Source organism: Aliiroseovarius sp. S2029 (assembly GCF_023195575.1).
GTDB classification, from domain to species: domain Bacteria; phylum Pseudomonadota; class Alphaproteobacteria; order Rhodobacterales; family Rhodobacteraceae; genus Aliiroseovarius; species Aliiroseovarius zhejiangensis.
Genome location: NZ_JALPQE010000004.1, coordinates 236,068 through 257,707 on the forward strand (window position 1 = coordinate 236,068; position 21,640 = coordinate 257,707).

Annotated in this window: 19 protein-coding genes; 7 read left to right on the top strand and 12 right to left on the bottom strand. The window is 59.6% G+C overall.

Annotated features, from left to right (window positions below; translation table 11 throughout):
- Positions 1-882 (top strand): ParB/RepB/Spo0J family partition protein, encoded by an 882-nt coding sequence (locus MUY21_RS10225; RefSeq protein ID WP_248410294.1) that lies wholly within the window; start codon positions 1-3, stop codon positions 880-882.
- Here MUY21_RS10225 and hemW read toward each other — a convergent pair.
- The 3 genes from hemW to rph are packed head-to-tail and all read right to left on the bottom strand — an operon-like array spanning position 879 to position 3,347.
- Positions 879-2,066, bottom strand: a complete 1,188-nt coding sequence (gene hemW, locus MUY21_RS10230; RefSeq protein ID WP_248410295.1) for a radical SAM family heme chaperone HemW — start codon at positions 2,064-2,066, stop codon at positions 879-881. The genes MUY21_RS10225 and hemW overlap by 4 nt on opposite strands.
- Positions 2,029-2,637 (bottom strand): RdgB/HAM1 family non-canonical purine NTP pyrophosphatase, encoded by a 609-nt coding sequence (rdgB, locus tag MUY21_RS10235; RefSeq protein WP_248410296.1) that lies wholly within the window; start codon positions 2,635-2,637, stop codon positions 2,029-2,031. Before rdgB ends, hemW begins: the two co-directional genes overlap by 38 nt.
- Complete coding sequence (gene rph / locus MUY21_RS10240) at positions 2,637-3,347, bottom strand: ribonuclease PH (protein ID WP_248410297.1); 711 nt, start codon at positions 3,345-3,347, stop codon at positions 2,637-2,639. Before rph ends, rdgB begins: the two co-directional genes overlap by 1 nt.
- 72 nt (positions 3,348-3,419) lie before the next feature.
- Between rph and hrcA the strand changes: the two genes are divergently transcribed.
- Both hrcA and MUY21_RS10250 read left to right on the top strand, forming a co-directional pair.
- Positions 3,420-4,484 (top strand): heat-inducible transcriptional repressor HrcA, encoded by a 1,065-nt coding sequence (hrcA, locus tag MUY21_RS10245; protein WP_248410298.1) that lies wholly within the window; start codon positions 3,420-3,422, stop codon positions 4,482-4,484.
- Positions 4,485-4,494: 10 nt separating this feature from the next.
- The gene (locus tag MUY21_RS10250; protein ID WP_248410299.1) at positions 4,495-5,058 is read left to right on the top strand and encodes a nucleotide exchange factor GrpE; all 564 of its coding nucleotides are present in this window, start codon (positions 4,495-4,497) and stop codon (positions 5,056-5,058) included.
- A 43-nt stretch (positions 5,059-5,101) separates the two neighbouring features.
- On the opposite strand, the gene mutS is transcribed toward MUY21_RS10250, so the two are convergent.
- Positions 5,102-7,723 (bottom strand): DNA mismatch repair protein MutS, encoded by a 2,622-nt coding sequence (mutS, locus tag MUY21_RS10255; protein ID WP_248410424.1) that lies wholly within the window; start codon positions 7,721-7,723, stop codon positions 5,102-5,104.
- A gap of 94 nt (positions 7,724-7,817) precedes the next feature.
- The gene (gene galE / locus MUY21_RS10260) at positions 7,818-8,828 is read right to left on the bottom strand and encodes a UDP-glucose 4-epimerase GalE (RefSeq protein ID WP_248410300.1); all 1,011 of its coding nucleotides are present in this window, start codon (positions 8,826-8,828) and stop codon (positions 7,818-7,820) included.
- A 252-nt stretch (positions 8,829-9,080) separates the two neighbouring features.
- Here galE and MUY21_RS10265 point away from each other — a divergent pair, with 252 nt between their 5' ends.
- On the top strand, positions 9,081-11,342 hold the full coding sequence (locus MUY21_RS10265; RefSeq protein WP_191286822.1) for an NADP-dependent malic enzyme: 2,262 nt from the start codon (positions 9,081-9,083) through the stop codon (positions 11,340-11,342).
- 45 nt (positions 11,343-11,387) lie between these two features.
- Positions 11,388-12,254 (top strand): hypothetical protein, encoded by an 867-nt coding sequence (locus MUY21_RS10270; protein WP_248410301.1) that lies wholly within the window; start codon positions 11,388-11,390, stop codon positions 12,252-12,254.
- Positions 12,255-12,319: 65 nt separating this feature from the next.
- On the opposite strand, the gene MUY21_RS10275 is transcribed toward MUY21_RS10270, so the two are convergent.
- Together MUY21_RS10275 and MUY21_RS10280 are read right to left on the bottom strand one after the other, a co-directional pair.
- Complete coding sequence (locus MUY21_RS10275; protein WP_248410302.1) at positions 12,320-14,533, bottom strand: NADP-dependent isocitrate dehydrogenase; 2,214 nt, start codon at positions 14,531-14,533, stop codon at positions 12,320-12,322.
- A 182-nt stretch (positions 14,534-14,715) separates the two neighbouring features.
- Positions 14,716-15,735 (bottom strand): isocitrate/isopropylmalate family dehydrogenase, encoded by a 1,020-nt coding sequence (locus tag MUY21_RS10280; RefSeq protein ID WP_248410303.1) that lies wholly within the window; start codon positions 15,733-15,735, stop codon positions 14,716-14,718.
- A 186-nt stretch (positions 15,736-15,921) separates the two neighbouring features.
- Between MUY21_RS10280 and MUY21_RS10285 the strand changes: the two genes are divergently transcribed.
- Positions 15,922-16,803 carry a ribokinase gene (locus MUY21_RS10285; protein WP_248410304.1) on the top strand — a complete coding sequence of 294 codons (882 nt, stop codon included), beginning with the start codon at positions 15,922-15,924 and terminating at the stop codon, positions 16,801-16,803.
- Here MUY21_RS10285 and MUY21_RS10290 read toward each other — a convergent pair.
- The 4 genes from MUY21_RS10290 to MUY21_RS10305 all read right to left on the bottom strand — a co-directional run bounded on the left by MUY21_RS10290 (position 16,800) and on the right by MUY21_RS10305 (position 19,906).
- Positions 16,800-17,084: an SCP2 sterol-binding domain-containing protein gene (locus MUY21_RS10290; protein WP_248410305.1), complete on the bottom strand. Its 285-nt coding sequence runs from the start codon at positions 17,082-17,084 to the stop codon at positions 16,800-16,802. The genes MUY21_RS10285 and MUY21_RS10290 overlap by 4 nt on opposite strands.
- 74 nt (positions 17,085-17,158) lie before the next feature.
- Positions 17,159-17,563 (bottom strand): DUF1810 domain-containing protein, encoded by a 405-nt coding sequence (locus MUY21_RS10295; protein WP_248410306.1) that lies wholly within the window; start codon positions 17,561-17,563, stop codon positions 17,159-17,161.
- Positions 17,564-17,595: 32 nt separating this feature from the next.
- On the bottom strand, positions 17,596-18,822 hold the full coding sequence (locus MUY21_RS10300) for an argininosuccinate synthase (protein ID WP_248410307.1): 1,227 nt from the start codon (positions 18,820-18,822) through the stop codon (positions 17,596-17,598).
- Between the two features lie 115 nt (positions 18,823-18,937).
- Positions 18,938-19,906, bottom strand: coding sequence for a hypothetical protein (locus tag MUY21_RS10305; protein ID WP_248410308.1), 969 nt, complete (start codon positions 19,904-19,906; stop codon positions 18,938-18,940).
- A 139-nt stretch (positions 19,907-20,045) separates the two neighbouring features.
- On the opposite strand from MUY21_RS10305, the gene ilvA reads away from it, so the two are divergent.
- A complete protein-coding gene (ilvA, locus tag MUY21_RS10310; protein WP_248410309.1) occupies positions 20,046-21,293 on the top strand; it encodes a threonine ammonia-lyase IlvA in 1,248 nt (415 codons plus the stop codon).
- On the opposite strand, the gene MUY21_RS10315 is transcribed toward ilvA, so the two are convergent.
- On the bottom strand, positions 21,290-21,604 hold the full coding sequence (locus MUY21_RS10315) for an Hpt domain-containing protein (RefSeq protein ID WP_248410310.1): 315 nt from the start codon (positions 21,602-21,604) through the stop codon (positions 21,290-21,292). The two genes, ilvA and MUY21_RS10315, sit on opposite strands and share 4 nt — an antisense overlap.
- Positions 21,605-21,640 lie beyond the last annotated feature (36 nt).

Here is a 21,640-nt window from a genome sequence, read left to right on the forward strand (position 1 = left end):
ATGAGCAAGAATCAAAAACAACGCGGTCTCGGCCGGGGCTTGTCGGCCTTGATGGCGGATGTCGGCCCCGAGGAGGCGTCCAGCCCCCAAAGCCCGCGCCGCGCCGATCTTGTTGTTCCGGTTGAGAAAATTTCGCCCAACCCGGAACAGCCCCGACGTCGCTTTACAGAAGAGCAGCTGGATGATCTGGCCGCGTCGATTCGCGAAAAGGGTGTCATTCAGCCGCTGATCGTGCGTCCGAAATCGGGCGCCGATGGGGAATACGAGATCGTGGCCGGCGAACGCCGCTGGCGGGCATCGCAAATGGCGCAGTTGCACGAATTGCCGGTAATTGTGCGTGACTACAGCGATACCGAGGCGCTGGAAGTTGCGATCATCGAAAACATCCAACGCGCCGATTTGAACGCGATTGAAGAGGCCGCGGGTTATCGCGACCTGATGAATCGGTTTGGCCACACGCAGGAAAAAGTGTCGGAAGCCCTGGGCAAAAGTCGCAGCCACATCGCAAACCTTTTGCGCCTACTGAACTTGCCGGACGAGGTTCAGGATTTTGTGCGCGACGGAAAACTGAGTGCAGGTCATGCCCGGACGCTGGTGACGGCAGAAAACCCGGTCGAGCTGGCGCGGCAGATCATCGCCAAAGGCCTGTCTGTTCGCGCGGCCGAGGCGTTGGCGAAAGGGCCAAAACCGACCGCCAAGAAACCTGCGCGCCAAAAGGCGGAGAAAGACGCTGACACTCGCGCGCTTGAGGGCGATCTGTCCGCCGCGCTGGGGATGAAGGTGCAGATCGACCATGGCGCGGATGGGGAAAGCGGCATGGTCACGGTGCGTTACAAATCTCTGGATGATCTTGATACGCTGTGTGGTAAGCTGTCGTCCTAATCGGGCGCCAGTTCACGCAGGATGCCGTTCAATACGGGGCGCCCTTTGTCTGTTGCGGCAAGACGATTGTCGGAGATTTGAATCAGCCCAAAGCCCACTAAATCATTGATTTTATTATGATTTAATCGTGTGTCATATTGGGTGCTAAGGCGCTCCAGGTCAATACCTTCGGTGGTGCGAAGCCCCATCAGCAGAAGTTCGGTCACTTGTTCATCGCGCGGAATGATTGAACGCGCGCTTTCGCCTTTCGACTGGTTGGCGGTGCGCAGCCATTCTGCGGGGGCCAGCGGCGTTTCGGTCGCCACCCTCACATTGTCCCGCGTCAGTCGCCCATGCGCGCCGGGGCCGATGCCGACCCAATCGCCGGACCGCCAATAGACCAGATTGTGCTGGCTTTCCTGACCGGGCCGCGCGTGGTTCGATACCTCGTAAGCGGGCAGGTCAGCGGCATCGCAGATCGACTGGGTCAGGAAATACATGTCGGTCGCCAGATCCTCGTCCGGCAATCCGCGCAGCTTGCCCGCATCAAAGCGCGCGCCGAACGCTGTGCCGGGTTCGATGGTGAGTTGATAAAGCGACAGATGATCGGGGCCGTAGCTTAACGCCTCGGTCAATTCGTCCTGCCACGCGTCCAGCGATTGATCTTGTCGCGCATAGATCAGATCGAAGCTGACCCGATTAAACAGCGACCGCGCGACAGCCAGGGCACGCTGTGCTTCGTCCACGGAATGAAGCCGCCCAAGCCGCCGCAAATCCACATCATTCAACGCCTGAACACCGATGGAAATACGATTGACGCCCGCTGCCTTATAACCCGCGAAGTTTCGCGCCTCGATCGAGCTTGGATTTGCTTCCAGAGTAATCTCGATATCGTTGGCGAAGGTCCAATTCTGTGCCGCGCGGTCGATGATGGCGGCGACGGTGGCGGGCGCCATCAGGCTGGGCGTGCCACCGCCGAAATAGATCGAACTGAGCACGCGATCCGGTGTTTCAGCCGCATATCGATCGATTTCCGCAACATAGGCATTCAGCCATGCGTCGTGATCAATCGACGCGACGACATGGCTGTTGAAGTCGCAATAAGGGCATTTGGATTGGCAAAACGGCCAGTGGACATACAGCCCGAAGCCGCCGATTTGCCAGTTCTCAAGCAAAAGCGCCCCGCACGAGCTTGGCGAACGCATCCGCGCGATGGCTCATTTCGTGTTTTTTCGCCGGGTCCATTTCGCCAAACGTGATGTCATACCCGTCGGGGACGAAGATCGGGTCATATCCAAACCCCAGATTGCCGCGCATCGGCCAGGTCAGACTGCCGTTGACCGTGCCTTCGAAAATCTCGTCATGCCCGTCGGGCCAGGCAAGGCAAAGCGTGCAACAGAACCTTGCGCTCCGGGGATGGGGGGCGTTCTTTTCCTCAAGCAGGTTCCACGTTTTCTTCATCGCCATCGGAAAATCGCGCCCATTGGGCGTTTCGGCCCAATCGGCGGTGTAAACGCCGGGCGCGCCGTCAAGCGCGTCAACCATGATGCCACTGTCATCGGACAGGGCGGGCAGGCCAGACGCTTTGGCGGCGAAATGCGCCTTGATCCGGGCATTGCCGACGAAGGTATCCTCGGTCTCCTCCGGCTCGTCCAGCCCAAGGGCACCGGCAGATGTCACAGTGACGCCAAAAGGCTCTAACAATGCCGAAATCTCGCGCAGTTTGCCTTCGTTATGAGTGGCAATGACCAGTTGATCGCCCTCGAACCTGCGCATCAGGCGGTTGCCTCTAGTTGGGCGGCCACAAGCTCGGACACACCTTTGTCGGCCAGGTCCATCAGCTCGTTCATCTGGTCGCGGGTGAAGGTCGATCCTTCGGCGGACATCTGAACTTCGATCAGTTTCGGACCGCAGAGCACGAAATTGCCGTCCACGCCAGCCTCGGAATCCTCGGGGTAATCCAGATCAAGCACCGGTTGGCCCGCGTAAATGCCGCAGGATACGGCGGCAACCGGGTCCAGAAGCGGGTCGGTGGTCACATCGCCTGCCTTCAGCAGCTTGTTCACGGCAAGACGCAGCGCGACCCAACCGCCGGTGATCGCGGCGCACCGCGTACCGCCATCCGCCTGAATCACATCGCAATCAACGGTGATCTGGCGCTCGCCCAAGCCCACCAGATCAATGCCTGCACGCAGGGATCGCCCGATCAGGCGCTGAATCTCGACGGTACGCCCACCCTGTTTGCCCGCCGACGCCTCGCGCCGCATTCGCGAGCCGGTTGATCGCGGCAGCATCCCGTATTCTGCCGTCACCCAGCCTTTGCCGGAATTGCGCAAAAAGGGCGGCACACGCTCTTCCAGCGATGCGGTACACAGCACATGGGTGTCACCCACTTTGATCATGCACGAGCCTTCGGCGTGCTTTGTGACCCCGGTCTCAATTGAAATCGGGCGCATTTGATCTAGATTCCGACCTGACGGGCGCATGGGCTTCCCCCTTTGTTTCATGTTCAAAGGCGTGATACCCATGGCGCTGGCGAAAAGGCAAGGCGATTGCGTATGGAAGACCGTCACGATCTGATGAATGACATGAACGCCCGCTCGCGCGAGGTGTTTCGCAGTGTGGTCGAAAGCTATCTGACGACGGGCGCACCCGTGGGGTCGCGCACGCTGACACGTTCGCTGACCGAAAAGGTCAGCGCGGCGACCATTCGAAATGTGATGCAGGATCTCGAGTTCATGGGTCTGTTGGACAGTCCGCATGTTTCCGCCGGGCGCATTCCGACCGAGCTAGGCTTGCGGATGTTCGTGGATGGGTTGTTGGAGGTGTCAGACCTAGACCAGGGCGACCGTCAGAAGATTGATGAAACCGTTGGCAAATCAGACAACAATATCAACACAATGATGGACCGCGTCGGGTCGGCATTGTCAGGCATCACAGCGGGTGCCAGCCTTGTCCTGACCCCGAAACACGAAGCCCCGATCAAGCATATCGAGTTCGTGTCGCTGGGTGCCGATCGCGCCCTGGTCGTTCTGGTTTTTGCTGATGGGCATGTAGAGAACCGCGTGTTTACGCCGCCGATTGGGCAAACGCCATCCTCGATGCGCGAAGCGGCGAATTTCCTGAACGCGCTGGCCGAAGGGCGCACCTTGTCCGAACTTCAAATGCTGGTTGAGCGTGAGATCAAGACGCGACGCCAGGAGTTGGATGTTCTCGCGCAGGATCTTGTCGAAAGCGGCGCGGCGCTTTGGGAAAACGAAGGCCAGCCTTACGAGCGGCTGATCGTGCGCGGACGGTCGAATCTGTTGGCCAGTGATGGCGAGGCCGCCGATCTTGAGAAGATCAAAACCCTGTTTGACGACCTTGAGCGCAAGCGCGACATCGCAGAATTCCTTGAACTGGCCGATCAGGGCGAGGGTGTGCGCATTTTTATTGGGTCCGAGAACAAACTTTTCTCACTTTCGGGTTCCTCTTTGGTGGTTTCCCCATATATGAACGCTGATCGAAAGATCATTGGTGCGGTTGGGGTCATCGGGCCCACGCGATTGAACTATGGGCGGATCGTGCCCATCGTCGATTACACCGCGCAATTGATCGGCAAGATGATCTCGGATCGAAGGTAAAGGCGAAGAGATGGCTGACGCAAAGAACGAAGCAGTAGAGAACCTGGAATCGGCAATCGAAGAGCTGATGACCGAGGAAGTAGAGATTGATTTGACCGAAGAAGAGCCGGTTGACGAGCTTGCCACCCTGCGTGCCGAGCGTGATGAATTCAAGGACCGCTTCATGCGGGCGTTGGCGGATGCGGAAAACACCCGCAAGCGCGGCGAACGTGACCGCCGCGAGGCCGAGCAATATGGCGGATCGAAACTGGCGCGCGACATGCTGCCTGTTTACGACAACATGAGCCGGGCGCTGGAAGCCGCTGGCGAAGCTGGCGACGGCGCAAAAGCCCTGGTCGAAGGGGTCGAGCTGACCATGCGGTCGCTCCTGAACATCTTCGAAAAGCACGGCATTCGCCGTCTGGCGCCAGAAGTCGGCGAAAAGTTTGACCCGGAGGTGCACGAAGCCATGTTCGAAGCCCCCGTGCCGGGCACCAAGGCGGGCGACATCATTCAGGTGATGGGCGAAGGGTTCATGTTGCATGATCGCCTGTTGCGTCCAGCGCAGGTCGGCGTGTCATCGACCCCGAAATAAGCAACCCGGATTACGAAAACGCCCCCAGCATCGGGGGCGTTTTTCATTGGGCGTCCAATTTTTCGCGAAGCTGATAGAGAAGGTTCAAGGCTTCAATCGGGCTCAGGCTGTCCGGCTGAATGTCTGCCAATGCTTGTTCAACCTCCGACGGGCCAGCGGCAGGCGTCTGGACGGGGGCGGGCGTGGCGGCAAATAAAGGCAGGTCGTCGATCACCGCCTTCTGCCCTGTCCCCTCACGCTCGCCTTTTTCCAACGCCTCCAAAACGGTGGTGGCCCGCGCGATCACACTGTCGGGAAGCCCCGCCAGCTTGGCGACCTGCACCCCATAGGACCGGTCCGCCGCGCCCTTGCGCACCTCGTGCAGAAACACGACCTCGCCCTCCCATTCTTTCACCGCGATGGTGGCGTTTTCCACGCCGTCCAGCTTGGCGGCGAGCTGTGTCATCTCGTGATAATGCGTGGCGAACAAAGCGCGACACCTGTTTACATCGTGAAGATGCTCAAGCGTGGCCCAGGCAATCGACAACCCGTCATAGGTTGCCGTACCGCGCCCGATTTCATCCAGAATGACCAGCGCGCGGTCGTTTGCCTGGTTCAGGATCGCGGCGGTTTCCACCATTTCAACCATGAAGGTCGACCGCCCCCGCGCCAGATCGTCGGATGCGCCAACACGGCTGAACAGTTGTGACACGATGCCGATATGGGCCGACTTGGCTGGCACGTAACTGCCGCTTTGCGCCAACAACGCAATCAATGCGTTCTGCCGCAGGAAGGTCGATTTACCTGCCATGTTCGGACCGGTTAGCAGCCAGATGTCGGCGTCGCGCGCGCCGTCTGACAGGCGACAGTCATTGGCGACAAACGGATCGCCTGCGCGTTTGAGTGCAGCCTCCACGACCGGGTGACGACCGGCCTGTACATCGAAAACGCGGCTGTCGTCCACCCTTGGTGCCGTCCAGTTTCCTGATCGGGCAAGCGTGGCAAATCCGGCTGCCACGTCCAGTTCAGCCAAGCTGCGGGCGGTGTTGGCAACCTCGCCTGCGCGATCCAGTGCTTTCACAACCAAGGCGGAATAGAGACGTTTTTCGATCTCCAACGCCCGATTGCCAGCGTTCAGGATCTTGGTTTCCATATCGCTCAGCGCGACGGTGGTGAAACGGACCGCGTTCGCCGTCGTTTGCCGGTGGATATAGTGCTCTGACAGCGGAGCACTCAGCATTTTCTGCGCATGGGTCGCGGTGGTTTCGATGAAATAGCCCAGTACGTTGTTGTGCTTGATCTTCAGGCTACCAATCCCTGTGTGTTCAGCATATTGCGCCTGCATCCCGGCGATCACGCCACGCCCTTCGTCACGCAATTGGCGCGCTTCGTCCAGGTCGTCGTCATAGCCGGGCGCAATGAACCCACCGTCGCGGGCCAGAAGGGGCGGCTCTGCCACCAAGGCGTCTTCTAGAAGTGCGGACAGGTCATCATGCCCGGTCAATGCTGATGTCGCCTCGGCGATCCTTGGCGGCAGGTCGTGACCGTCCAGAAGCTGCGCAATATCCGCCGCCGCTGAAATTCCGCCGCGAATGGCGGCCAGATCGCGCGGTCCGCCCCGATCCAGCCCAAGCCGGGACAGGGCCCTGTCAATGTCAGGTACCTTGCGCAGCAGGGCGCGCAGATCCTCGGTCAGCCGCGCGCGTTCATGGAAAAAACGAACGCTATCCAGCCGCGCGTGTATTTCGCTCAGATCGCAGGACGGGCTGGACAGGCGGCGTTCCAACAAACGGCCCCCGCCCGCGGTGGCCGTCCGGTCGATCACCGACAAAAGCGACCCATCCCGCCCGCCGGTCAGACTGTGTGTCAGTTCCAGATTGCGGCGGGTCGCGGCGTCGATCTGCATCGTGCCATGTGCCATTTCGCGGACCGGAGGGCGCAACAGCGGCAGTTTGCCTTTCTGCGTGATGTCGAGGTACTCGACGATCGCGCCCATCGCACCCAACTCGGCCCGCGAAAAGGAGCCAAAGGCGTCCAGCGATCCGACCTTGAACAGCTCAAGCAGGCGCTTTTCTGCGCCGGTGCTGTCAAACGCAGCGCGGCCAAGATCCGTTGTGGACGCCCCGGATTCAGTGACTATTTCGCCCAGATCGGAGGAGAGTTCGTCACACATGACAAGTTCGCGCGGCGCCAGGCGGGCCAGTTCAGGGGACAGGCGCGTGCGATTGCAGGGCATCACCCGAAACGCACCGGTCGAGATATCGACCCACGCAAGCGCCGCATCGTCGCGCACCTCGTTATAGGCCGCCAGAAAGTTATGGCGGCGCGCGTCCAGCAGGCTTTCTTCGGTCAATGTGCCGGGTGTGACCAAGCGGACGACATCACGCTTGACCACCGCTTTCGACCCGCGCTTCTTCGCCTCGGCGGGGTCTTCCATCTGTTCGCAGACGGCAACCCGAAACCCCTTGCGGATCAGGGTCAGCAGATACCCCTCGGCAGAATGGACCGGGACGCCGCACATCGGAATGTCCTTATCCAGATGCTTTCCGCGCTTGGTCAGGGCGATGTCCAGCGCGGCGGCGGCGGCGACCGCGTCGTCAAAGAACAGCTCGTAGAAATCGCCCATGCGATAAAACAGCAGCGCGTCGGGGTAGCCTTCCTTGATCTCAAGAAACTGCGCCATCATCGGCGTGACTTTGGCCATCTTATCGCTCAACTTCGGTCCCCCATGATCCGGTTTGCGCCAGACTATGGTCTTCGCAAGCGGGGTAAAAGGGGGATCAGGTGTTTTTGCGGCGCGACACCCAGTTCCAGCTTGACGCGCACATCTCATCCAGACCCAATTCCGCCTTGAAACCCAGAATATCATGCGCCAACTGCGTGTCGCCATAGACGCAAGCCACATCGCCTGCACGGCGTGGCGCGATGCGATACGGCAGCGTTTTCCCGCAGGCGCGCTCGTAGGCGGTCAGCATTTCCAGCACCGAATACCCGGTGCCCGTGCCCAGGTTCACCACATGCCCCGCGCGTGTGGACAGCAACGCGTCCAGTGACTGCACATGCCCGCGGGCCAGGTCCATCACGTGGATATAGTCCCGCACACCGGTCCCGTCGGGCGTGTCGTAATCGTCGCCAAAGACCGACAGGCTTTCCAGCTCGCCAGTTGCAACTTTGGCGATATAGGGCATCAGGTTGTTGGGAATATCGTTGGGGTCCTCGCCAATCAGCCCGGTGTCATGCGCGCCGACCGGGTTGAAGTAGCGCAACACGCCAAAGGTCCAACGCGCGTCTGAGGCGGCGATTTGTTCCAGCGACTGTTCGCACATCAGCTTGGTGAACCCATAGGGGTTGGTGTAGTCGCGCGGCGCGTCTTCGGTCACGGGCAGGTTTTCAGGCTGGCCATAGACGGTGGCCGACGACGAGAAAACCAGAGTATGGACGCCGGCGCGCTGCATGGCGCCCAGCAGGGCATACAGCCCCGCGATGTTCGTGGTCAGGTAGTCCAGCGGCTTTTCAACACTCTCCCCCACCGCTTTCAGCGCGGCAAAATGGATCACGGCGGCGATCTTGTGGTCGGAAAAGATGCGGTCCAGCAGCGCGCTGTCCAGCACATCCCCGGTGATGCACGTCACGGGGGCGCCGGTGATGACCTCAAGCCTGTCAATGACATCGCGGCGCGCGTTCGAGAAATTGTCGAGGATGATGACCTCGTACCCCGCCTCTGCCAGCGCAACATAGGTGTGCGACCCGATGAACCCGGCGCCGCCTGTCAGTAAGATTTTTTGAGCCACGTGATACCCCTTGTCTGGTGGGGCAGGTATAGGGCGATCGTCCTGAAAACGCACGTAGGAACCGAAGGGATGGCGCGTGTTGGGGCAAGATGGCGCTAACATACCGGTTATTGCAGCAAACCAGCCATTGCTTTCTGATTATTGCGTAATGCCTTGCCCAAGCGATAGAAAATTTCCAGAATAGCGGTTGAGGCCATCGCGAACCCCTTGTATGGGTTGGTCGATACAAGACCAATAACAAAGGCCGTTTTCATGCCCAAAGCCAAGATCACGTCGGAAGAGGCGCTTGCCTTCCATCTGGACCCCATGCCGGGAAAATTCGAGGTCACCCCGTCTGTCCCGATGACGACCCAACGCGATCTGTCCCTGGCTTACAGCCCCGGTGTGGCGGTGCCGTGTGAAGCCATCGCGGCGGACCCTCAGACAGCCTATGATTACACCAACAAGGGCAATCTTGTCGCGGTGATTTCAAACGGGACGGCGGTTCTGGGGCTTGGCAATCTGGGTGCGCTGGCCTCGAAACCCGTGATGGAGGGCAAGGCGGTTCTGTTCAAGCGGTTTGCCGACGTGAACTCGATCGACATCGAGCTGGATACCGAAGACCCCGAGGCTTTCATAAACGCGGTGAAGCTGATGGGTCCGACCTTTGGCGGGATCAACCTTGAGGACATCAAGGCGCCGGAATGCTTCATCATCGAACAGCGCCTGAAGGAAGAGATGGACATCCCCGTCTTTCACGACGACCAGCACGGCACAGCGGTGATCTGTGCGGCGGGTCTGATGAACGCGCTGCATCTGTCGGGCAAAAAGATCGAGGATTGCCGGATCGTTCTGAACGGCGCGGGCGCAGCGGGCATTGCCTGTATCGAGCTGATCAAGGCGATGGGCGCCAAGCATGACAATTGCATCGTGTGTGACACCAAGGGCGTCATCTATCAGGGCCGCAAGGACGGGATGAACCAATGGAAATCCGCCCACGCCGCCAACACCGATTTGCGCACGTTGGAGGAAGCGATGGAAGGCGCCGATGTGTTCCTTGGCGTGTCGGTCAAGGGGGCGGTGACGCAGGACATGGTCGCCTCGATGGCAGACAACCCGGTGATTTTCGCGATGGCCAACCCGGATCCTGAGATCACACCGGAAGAGGCACACGAGGTGCGCAATGACGCAATCGTTGCGACGGGTCGGTCAGATTATCCCAATCAGGTAAACAACGTTCTGGGCTTTCCCTATCTGTTTCGCGGTGCGTTAGACATAAATGCACGAGCCATCAATGACGAGATGAAGATCGCGTGTGCCCGTGCGCTGGCCGAACTGGCGCGCGAGGATGTGCCGGATGAGGTCGCGATGGCCTATGGCAAGAAGCTGACATTTGGGCGCGATTACATCATTCCCACTCCGTTTGATCCGCGGCTGATCTATGTTGTTCCGCCTGCTGTCGCGCGTGCCGGGATGGATACCGGCGTCGCCCGTCGCCCGATCATCGACATGGATGGGTACGAGCTGAGCCTGAAGGCGCGGATGGACCCGACCGCTTCGATCCTGCGTGGGATCACCGCGCGGGCGCGCAAGAACCAGGCGACGATGATCTTTGCCGAAGGCGATACGCCACAGGTGCTGCGCGCAGCCGTTCAGTATCAGCGCAACGGCTATGGCCGCGCGCTTGTGGTCGGGCGCGAGGACGATGTGAAGGCCAAGCTGCAGGCCGAAGGGCTTGGGGACGCGGTGCGCGAGTTGCGGGTGGTCAACGCCGCCAATACGGAGCAGATGCCCCTTTACAAGGATTTCCTGTATGAACGCCTGCAGCGCAACGGGTTTGATCGTCACGATATTCACCGTCTGGCGGCACGGGATCGTCACGTGTTCGCGTCGCTTATGCTGGCGCACGGACACGGGGATGGGCTGATCACCGGGGCGACGCGCAAGTCGGCTTATATTCTTGACCGGATCAACCACGTGTTCGACGCGCGCGCGACGGACGGGGCAGTGGGCGTGACCGCTGTTCTGCACAAGGGGCGGATCGTGCTGATCGCCGACACGTTGGTACATGAATGGCCCGAGACCGAAGATCTGGCCAACATCGCCGAACGGGCTGCCGGGGTGGCGCGAGGTTTGGGGCTTGAGCCGCGCGTGGCCTTTGTCAGCTTCTCGACCTTCGGGTATCCGGTGTCGGAACGGGCCGAGAAGATGCACGAAGCCCCCGCGATCCTTGAAAAGCGCGGCGTGGATTTCGAGTTTGACGGCGAGATGACCGTCGACGTGGCCCTGAACGCCGAGGTGATGGCGCATTACCCGTTCTGCCGTTTGTCCGGCCCGGCGAATGTGCTGGTTGTGCCGGCGCGGCATTCGGCCTCGATCTCGGTCAAGATGATGCAGGAACTGGCGGGGGCGACGGTGATCGGGCCGATTCTGTCGGGCATTGATCAACCGATCCAGATTTGTTCGACCAGCTCGACATCAAACGACATTCTGAACATGGCTGTCCTGGCCGCCGCGCGTCTGGGTGAACGATAAGCCGCCCGGTTTGACCGGCGCGACCCCAAGCCCCTATCGTTGGGCATGGGATATCTGGCGACTCATTGGCGCGGTCAGCAGCCCCTGACCCGAGCGTTCTGGGTGAACGGCTTGGCGGTGCGATTGCTGGTCTATGCTGCGCTGGTGCTGCTGACCATCGCGCAGCCTTTGCCTAAGGCGTTTCTGTATGTTGCCATCGTGGCGGACCTGATCGTGATGGTCTGGCAGTCCGTCGGTTACTTTCGCACGGCGGAACACGGGTTATCCGGCTCAAGCTCCCTGCTGCCGCTATGGGGCGGGATCGTTGCCTTCATCGTTGCGGTCTCGGTGATGCTGTCGCAATGGTGGGGATTGATGTTGGCTGCAAACGCTCCGCCGCCGGACGAGCTGTATTCCGCGAAGATGGATCGTATCCGGGCAGCACAATACGAGATTTCGGTGGATGATGCCCAACAGGTGGTGAGGTTCAAAGGAGAGCTGACCCATGGTGTCACCAAGCGAATGAGCGCGCTGCTTAGCAAGTATCCTGATCTGTCAGCGGTCCATCTGGACAGCCCAGGCGGCAACATCTTCGAAGCGCGCGGGGTGGCGAAACTGATCGTTTCCGCAGGATTAGACACTCATGTTGCCCAGACATGCAGTTCGGCCTGCACGATCATCTTCATCGCCGGGGCCAGGCGCACCGCACATCCCGATGCGCGCCTGGGGTTTCATGGCTATGCGCTGATGGATGCTGCCAGATTGCCGCAATTTGATGTGAAGGCCGAACAGGACCGCGATCGTCGCTTCTTTGTGGCACAAGGGGTCAGTGACGCGTTCACGGCGCGCATCTATGACCGCCCGAACCGGGACATCTGGTTTCCCAGCCGTGCGGAACTCTTGGATGGCAATGTGCTTACCCAGGGACCCTAGGGCGCATATGGAAACACCCCGCCACAAGGTGACGGGGTGTTCAGGGGCAGCCTGTGATTGGCAGCTTAGCCGATGATGGCGTTCAGCGTCGCGCTGGGCCGCATCACTTTCGCCTTTTTCTCAACGCTCGGGTGATAGTATCCGCCAATGTCGGCGGGCGGACCTTGCACGGCGGCCAGTTCTGCCAGAATTGCGTCTTCGCCATCGGCCAGCGCCTTGGCAATCGGGGCGAATTCCGCTGCGATTTCGGCGTCATCGGTCTGGGCGGCCAGCGCCTCGGCCCAGTAGCGGGCGAACCAATAGTGGCTGTCGCGGTTGTCCGGCTCACCCACCTTGCGCGAGGGCGAGCGGTTGTTGTCGAGGATACCTTGCGTGGCTTCCTCAGCCGCAGCGCCCAGAACACCGGCTTTGGCATTGCCTTTCGCGTCGGCCAGGAAGTTCAGGCTTTCACCCAGCGCGCAGAACTCGCCCATCGAATCCCAGCGCAGGTGGTTTTCTTCAACGAGTTGCTGAACGTGCTTGGGGGCGGATCCACCCGCACCGGTTTCAAACAATCCACCACCGTTCATCAGCTTCACGATCGACAGCATCTTGGCCGAGGTGCCAAGCTCCAAAATCGGGAACAGGTCGGTCAGATAGTCGCGCAGCACGTTGCCGGTGATGGCAATCGAATCCCTGCCCGCGGTGATGGTTTCCAGCGACTGGCGGGTCGCTTCGCGCGGCGCCATGATCTGGAACTTGTCCGCCACACCGGCCGCTTTCAGCGCTGGCTTCACATATTTGATCAGCTCGGCGTCATGGGCGCGGTTTGCGTCCAGCCAAAAGATCGCTTCCGAACCGGTCAGGCGCTGGCGATCCATCGCCAGCTCGATCCAGTTTTCAATCGGAGCCTTCTTCACGGTGCAAGCGCGCCAGATGTCACCGGCCTCGACCTGATGCTCATGCAGGGTTTCGCCATTGGCCAGCACGATGCGAATGGTGCCATCTGCGGGGGCTTCGAACGTGGTGGGGTGCGAGCCGTATTCTTCAGCTTTCTGCGCCATTAGACCCACATTCGCCACAGCGCCAGCGGTGGTCACGTCCAATTTGCCGTTTTCTTTGAAGAAGTTGATCGTCTCGTCATAGACGGTCGCATAGCAACGATCAGGGATCACACAGTTGGTGTCGCCTTTCTTGCCAGCGGCGTCCCAACCCTTGCCGCCCGCGCGGATCACGGCGGGCATCGAGGCGTCGATGATCACATCAGATGGCACATGCAGGTTAGTGATGCCCTTGTCCGAGTCGACCATATACATGGCGGGACGCTCAGCGGTCAGAGCTTCAATGGCGGACATAATCTCGGCGTCGCCTTCGACGCGTTCCAGCAGGTCGCCCATGCCGGAGTTCGGGTTCACGCCCAACGCTTCCAGCTTGTCGCCAAACTTGTCGAACACAGGGGCAAGCCATGCTTTAACGGCATGGCCGAAGATGATGGGGTCCGAGACCTTCATCATCGTCGCTTTCATGTGAAGCGAAAACATCGTGCCGTCTTTTTTGGTGTCTTCGATGGCGTCGGCCAGGAATGCACCCAGTGCTTTGGCCGACATGAAGGTCGCGTCTGCGATGGTGCCTTCCTCCAGCGTCCAGCCATCTTTCAGGACTGTGACGTTGCCGTCCTTGCCGACGAATTCGATCTTTGCGTCGCCTGCCTGATCTGCCGTGATAGTGGCCGATTTCTCGTTGGCATAGAAATCATTGTCGGGCATGGACGACACTTTGGTCTTGCTGTCTGCCGACCAGTCGCCCATCGAATGCGGGTTTTTCTGTGCGAAGTTTTTTACGGCCTTTGCGGCGCGACGGTCCGAGTTGCCTTCGCGCAGAACCGGGTTCACGGCTGAGCCCTTGATCGCGTCATAGCGCGCGCGGATCGCCTTTTCGTCGTCGGTCTTGGGCTCTTCGGGGTAATCGGGCAGGGCGTAGCCTTGGGCCTGAAGCTCCTCGACAGCAGCGACAAGCTGCGGGACCGAGGCCGAGATGTTGGGCAGCTTGATGACATTCGCATCCGGCGTTTTCACCAGCTTGCCAAGTTCGGCCAGATCGTCGGGCTGGCGTTGATCTTCGCTCAGGTATTCCGGGAAGGCCGAGATGATGCGCGCGGCAAGCGAGATGTCCTTGGTGCCAACGGTCACACCGGCCGCCGACGCAAACCGCTTGATGATCGGCAGGAACGATGCGCTGGCCAGTTCGGGGGCTTCGTCTACGATGGTATACAGAATATCTGGTTGCGATGTATCGGTCATGTCAGGACACCTCTTTTTTCGCGGAAGGCTTCACCGAAGGGGCGGCGCCCCGATGCGGTGATTGGTGAAATTTCCCCACCCACATACACAAACATCGTGCGAAAAAAAAGGGGCAGGGCGCTAACAGGCAGAAAGAAAAGGGCCGCGATCAGTCCGCGACCCCTGTGGCAGGGTGTGTGCGCTTACAGCCGGTCCATAATCGCTTCGGCAATCGACATGGTGTTGCCGGTGCCGCCCAGATCCGGGGTTACGCGATCTTTGTCCTGAACAGTGCCTATCACTGCTTTTTTCAGGCGTTCGGCGTCATCGGTCTTGCCCACATGCTCCAGCATCAGGCCGGCGGCCATCAGGAACGCGCAGGGGTTGGCCTTTTGCTGACCGGCAATGTCGGGGGCCGAGCCGTGGACGGCCTCGAAAATCGCGGCGTCCTTGCCGATATTGGCGCCGGGGGCCAGGCCCAGACCGCCGACCAGACCGGCGGCAAGGTCGGACAGGATGTCGCCAAACAGGTTGGTGGTGACGATCACGTCGAAATCGTCGGGATACATGACCATCTGCATGGCGCAGGCATCGACGATACGCTCGTCCCACGCTACCTTGCCTTCGTATTCCTTCGCGATCTCGCGGGCCTCTTCCAGAAACATGCCGGACAGCAGTTTCAGTATGTTGGCCTTGTGCACGATCGAGACCTTCTTACGCCCGTTTGCCACCGCATAGTCAAAGGCCGCGCGGGTGATGCGCCGCGCTTCTTCCTTGGTGTTGTATCCGGTGGAATAGACCTTACCTTCGGGGTCGCCATTATGTTCGATGTAACCTTCATCGGCGATGTAATACCCTTCCAGATTCTCGCGGAAAATCACCATATCGACATTGTCATACCGCCCATCGGTCTTGATCGTCTTGGTCGGGCGCACATTGGCAAAGAGCTCGAATTCCTGCCGCAGTTGCAGGTTGATCGACGTAAAGCCACCGCCCACGGGCGTGGTCAGCGGACCTTTCAGCGCCAGTTTCGTGCGCCGGATGCTGTCGATGGTGTTTTGCGGAAGCGGTACGCCTTCTGCGTCAATGCCTGCCATACCGGCCTGTTGCACGTCCCAGTCGAACGGTTGGCCCATATGGTCAAGAACGGCGGTAACGGCTTTGGTGATTTCGGGGCCGATTCCATCGCCGGGAATCAGGGTTGCTTGGATCTTGCTGGTCACGGGTACCTCCATGCTTCGGATGCGCGTCAGTGCTCATCTAAACGGTATACAATGGAATACAAGCAGAAAGTCAAATGCAGTAATCGGAATGAAGACAGGCATCGGTGGTCCAACCTAGCTTTCCCTTGTGATAATAGTCCAGCGCAATAGGCTGTAGCAAAACAACTGGCCCGAACGGGGGATGTCGTGGCGATCTATAATCTTGGCTCCATCAACATTGATCATTTCTATCAGGTCGACCACCTGCCCAAACCGGGGGAAACGCTTGCATCGCAAGGCTATCATGTCGGACTGGGTGGAAAGGGCGCAAACCAGTCCATCGCCGCTGCGCTGGCGGGCGCAAAAGTACATCACATCGGCGCAGTGGGTGCGGACGGGGGCTGGTGCAAATCCCGGCTGTCGGACGCCGGGGTCAACACCGACCACATCGCGACCATCGCAACCGCGACGGGTCATGCGAATATATGCGTGGACCCTGAGGGCGAAAACCTGATCATTCTCTATTCCGGCGCAAATGCCGATATTTCCGAAGCACAGGTCAAAGACGCGTTGCGCGGATCTGGGTCCGGAGACCACCTTCTTCTGCAGAATGAAACCACCCTGACTTATGAGGCCGCGCAGATGGCGCGTGCCGCAGGTGTGTTCGTGATCTACTCTGCCGCGCCTTTCGACGCGTCCCGAGCGATCGCGATGCTGCCGGTCATTGATCTGCTTGCGGTGAACGAGGTCGAGGCCGAGCAACTGTCAGCGGCCCTGGGCACTGCAGTCGAAACCATCGAGGTGCCGCATCTGGTGATCACGCGCGGGGCAAAAGGGGCCATCTGGCTGGACCGTCAGGCGGGGGCTGAACATCAGGCGCCTGCGTTCCGGGTGGACCCCGTGGATACGACCGGCGCCGGGGATTGCTTCATAGGCAACGTGGTCGCCACGCTGGATCAGGGGCAGGATGTTGACACGGCACTCCGCCGGGCGTCGGCGGCGTCGGCCATTCAGGTCACGCGCGAAGGAACATCTTCGGCAATGCCCCGATCCGATGAAGTGGACGATTTTCTGGCGACGCGGCCTTAGCCCAGCAACCGCGCAAGTTTCAGCGCGGTTGGCATGTCGCCTGTGATCCTGATCTTGCCCAACATAACGGCTGTCATCGGGTTGAGCTTGCCTGCCAGCAATTTCTGCAGGTTCTCGGTCGACAGGTGCAGCGCACAGTCAGTGTCGCGATCCACCGTGCTGACATCACCCGTAGCCAGGATGATGACCCCGTCCGCGCCGCAATCAAATTTCAACGATCCGTCAAAGCTGCGCCCCGCAAGGCCCGTGCGAATCCCGTCGGCAATTTTTGTCAGTGGCATGAACACCCCCCTTTTGCGACTGCGATAGGGCAAAGGCGGGATTGTAGGCAAGATTGACCTTGCGGCCGGTGACGTCAGGTTCGGGTCAGCGCGGCGGTTGTGCGGCGGCAGGGTGCGCCGTCATAGAAGGCGTCAAGCACCCGCTGAAACACGGGTGGGGGCTGCGGGACGGCAGCAAACAGTGTCATGCAAGATTGCAATTTCATCGCATCGACTTTGCCAAAGATTTGCCTTGCATCCGTTCCCGCATGCTCCAGCAGCAGCGAGGACACGACGATCAGGCGCCGCTTCAATTCGTCATTGCGCAAATAGGCTTCGGCCTCGGTCAGGTCTTCCAGCCCGTAAAGCTGTGACATATCCGACTGACCAAGCTCGGCCAGTTGTGGAAAGACGAACCACATCCAGTGGCTGGTCTTTTTGCCCACCTGAAGTTCGCTTAGGACATCGTCCCAGACAGTGTCCTGAGCTTCGATGAACATCTCAAGCTCATCGTTGTCTTCGTCTTCGGAATTCACTTGCCGACACGTTTGTTGCGCATGGCGATCAGCTTCAGACGCAGCGCGTTCAGCTGGATGAACCCTGCCGCGTCTTTCTGGTCATAGGCGCCCTGATCTTCCTCGAACGTCACATGCTCTTCGGAATAAAGCGAGTGATCCGACCAGCGGCCCACCACGCGGGCCAGACCCTTGTAAAGCTTCATACGCACGGTGCCGGTCACGTGTTCCTGGCTCAGGTCAATCGCGGCCTGCAGCATTTCGCGCTCGGGCGAATACCAGTAGCCGTTATAGATCAGCTCGGCATATTTCGGCATCAATTCGTCTTTCAGATGCATCGCGCCGCGGTCCATGGTGATCGATTCAATCCCGCGATGGGCGTCCAGCAGGATGGTGCCGCCGGGGGTCTCGTAAATCCCGCGCGATTTCATGCCCACGTAACGGCCTTCGACCAGATCCAAACGGCCAATGCCGTGCTTGCGGCCATATTCGTTCAACTCGGTCAGGATCGTAGCGGGCGACATCGCCACCCCGTTGATCGACACCGGGTCGCCCTTTTCAAACCCAATCTCGACAAACTCGGGCGCGTCGGGCGCATCTTCTGGATGCACGGTGCGTTGATAGACGTAGTCCGGCGCATCCTCGGCGGGATCTTCCAGCACCTTGCCCTCGGACGAGGTGTGCAGCAGGTTCGCATCGACCGAGAACGGCGCTTCGCCACGCTTGTCCTTGGCAATCGGAATCTGGTTCTGTTCGGCAAAATCCAACAGCTTGGTGCGCGAGCTCAGATCCCATTCACGCCAGGGGGCGATCACCTTGATTTCCGGGTTCAGCGCATAGGCCGCCAGTTCGAACCGCACCTGGTCATTGCCCTTGCCGGTGGCGCCATGGCTGACCGCATCTGCGCCATGTTCCGCGGCAATTTCGACCAATCGCTTGGAAATCAGCGGCCGCGCGATCGAGGTGCCCAGCAGATACAGCCCCTCATACTGAGCGTTCGCACGGAACATCGGAAACACGAAATCGCGCACGAATTCTTCACGCAGGTCTTCGATGTGGATGTTTTCCGACTTGATGCCCAGCATTTCAGCCTTTTTGCGGGCGGGCTCAAGCTCTTCCCCCTGACCCAGATCAGCGGTGAAGGTGATCACCTCGCACCCATACTCGGTTTGCAGCCATTTCAGGATGATCGAGGTATCAAGTCCGCCGGAATAGGCCAGGACAACTTTCTTGGGCGCAGACATCGTTTTCTCCTACGTGTGGTCAGCGCGCAGTTACCTGTTTTTGCTGGCAAGAGCAAGGAAGAGAGGCGAAAGCCTGTGAGGCGCAGGCGGCGGGTGAACCGCCTGCGTCTGTTGGTCATGATTCAGATGTCGGATCTTCGGATTCTTCGGTCTCACCGACATCCGTGTCTTCGGGCGACTCCTCTTCCGGCGTGTCCGGCTCTTCGGTCGGAAGTCCAAGGTTGGAATGAAGCTCGGCCATGGCCTCTTCATTCTCGGAAATGTCGCGCCCATCTGTCAGGGCCAGCAGCGCATCCTTTTGCCCTGTCTCGGCGCCTGCTGCGGCGTCCTCAGCCTCGGTCAGCTCGATTTGCAAGCGGTCCAGCTCGGTCTCATAGCCTATCGCGGTGGCCAGGTCTTCATTCGCCGACGCCAAGTTGTCTGCGTTCTCGGCCTGCTGGGTGCGGACCGTTTCCAGTTCGCCCTCGATCTCGTCAAGGCGGGCTTGTTCTTCTTCGGTCAGCTCCGTTTTGCCGTTCAGTTCTTCCTGTTCGGCCAGCAGTGCGGTTTCCTGATCCGCAAGGGTTTGCTTGGTTTCTTCCAATCCGTCGATCACAGCTTGCGTCTCGGCTGCGGTGAAGCCGGGATCGGTGGCTTGGTGTTCTTTCAGCATGGCAGCGGCGGCGGCGGCAGCTTCGTCAGCGGTGGTTGCGGCCAGAACCGCATCCCGATAAAGCGCAGCTTTGCCGACCCGGCTGTTGGGGCTTGCCTGTTCCAGCGCGCGGGCGCTGGCGTTCGAGGCATTGGCCCCCTTCAGCACGCTGCGCACCGATCCTTTGCCCCCGGCGCCGGGAATCACCGCAGCCTTGGCCTGTTGTCCTTTGGCTCGATCCGACCCTCGCGATTTACTTTCACGTTTATCCTTTCGGTCGCGTTTCTCTTTCCGATCACGCTTTTCCTTGCGATCACGGTCCTTGGATTTTCCGCGATCCTTGTCTTTCGCAAAGGCAGGCTCGGCCGTCAGGGTCAGGGCAACGGTGCCGACGGCCGGTACCGCCAGGGCAGCGACCAGTGCACCAATGGTCAGATGTTTCGAGATTTTCATGTCACAGCTCTCCTTCGGATATGCGACGGTTGCAGATGATTACGTCAAATTAGTGGCAAGTGGGCGAGCGTCGTCAATCGCCGATATATCTTTCGGCAAAGGATTGCGCCTGTCGATCGTTCGGTCCAAGCATTGGTGCATGACCAGATTTACCGACAAAGCGCACAGCGCCGAGCATCTGATGCGCACGCTGTTTCCTGCAACACCCCTGCAGCGCAACGATCACCTGTCCGATCTGTATGAAGCCGATATCTGGCTGAAGCGCGAAGATCTGAGCCCGGTGCGCAGCTACAAGATTCGCGGCGCGTTGAATGCGATGGCCAAGGCCCGATCGCGCGACCGGGCGCAGCGTGTTTTTGTTTGCGCCTCGGCAGGGAATCATGCGCAAGGGGTGGCTTACGTGTGCCGCCACTTTGATGTGACCGGCGTCATTTTCATGCCGGTGACAACACCCCAGCAAAAGATCGACAAAACGCGCATGTTTGGCGGCCAGAACGTCGAAATCCGGCTTGTTGGAGACTATTTTGACGACACGCTGGCCGAAGCGATGCGGTTCTGTTCCGACGCGGGCGGGCATTTCCTGTCACCTTTCGACGATCTCGATGTGATCGAGGGCCAGGCCAGTGTGGTTGCCGAAATTGTCGAGCAGTTGCACCGGTTGCCCGATATGGTCGTCCTGCCGGTCGGCGGCGGGGGGTTGTCCGCCGGCGTCACCAGATATCTGCGCGATGTGGCACCAAAGACCGAAGTGCGGTTTGTTGAGCCTGCGGGCGCCGCCAGCCTTGCCGCCGCCCTGGCGGCTGGGGCACCGGTGAAGCTCGGCCAGGTCAACAATTTCGTGGATGGCGCGGCGGTGGCCCAGATCGGGCAGCTGACCTTTGATGTTCTGAAAGCCACGCCAGCCGATCGGGTTCTGGCCGTGCCGGAAGATCGTATATGTTCGACCATTCTTGAGATGCTGAACGTCGAAGGCGTGGTGCTTGAACCCGCGGGTGCCTTGTCGATTGATGCGCTGAAAGACCTGCGCGCTGCGGTGAAGGGAAAAACCGTGGTTTGTGTGACCTCGGGCGGCAATTTTGATTTCGAACGTCTGCCGGAGGTGAAAGAGCGCAGTCAGCGATATGTGGGTCTGAAAAAATACTTCCTGCTGCGGCTTCCGCAGCGGCCCGGCGCGCTCAGGGATTTCCTGCAAACCCTTGGGCCGGACGATGACATCGCCCGGTTTGAATATCTGAAGAAAAGCGCCCGCAATTTCGGGTCGGTTCTGATCGGGATCGAAACCAAGAAACCTGAGAACTTCGACACGCTTTTTGCACGACTGGATGCTGGTGGTTTCGTGTATTCAGACATTACCAACGATGAAACCATCGCGGAGTTCGTGCTTTAGCCGCCGTTCAGAAACGCCTGTTTCGAAGCATCATAGGCTTGAAACACCGGGGTCAGCGGAACGGCCTCAAAGTTGCCGGCGGCGGCTTCCCGTTCGCCTTCGCCGCACAGTTTGGACAGCCGGTCAAACCCCAGATTCAATGACGAGCTTTTCAGAAAATGCATGTCTTGTTCGAATAGATAGGGCTTCGGCGCGGATTTCAGACGGCCAAGAACTTCCTCAACCTCCTCCAGAAACAGCTCAGCCACCTCGGCGAAATCATCCTCCCCGATCTCGGCCTTCAACTCGTTCACGCGCGTCCAGTTGATCATCGCGACCTCCTCATACTTCGGGTCAGTTTACGCGCA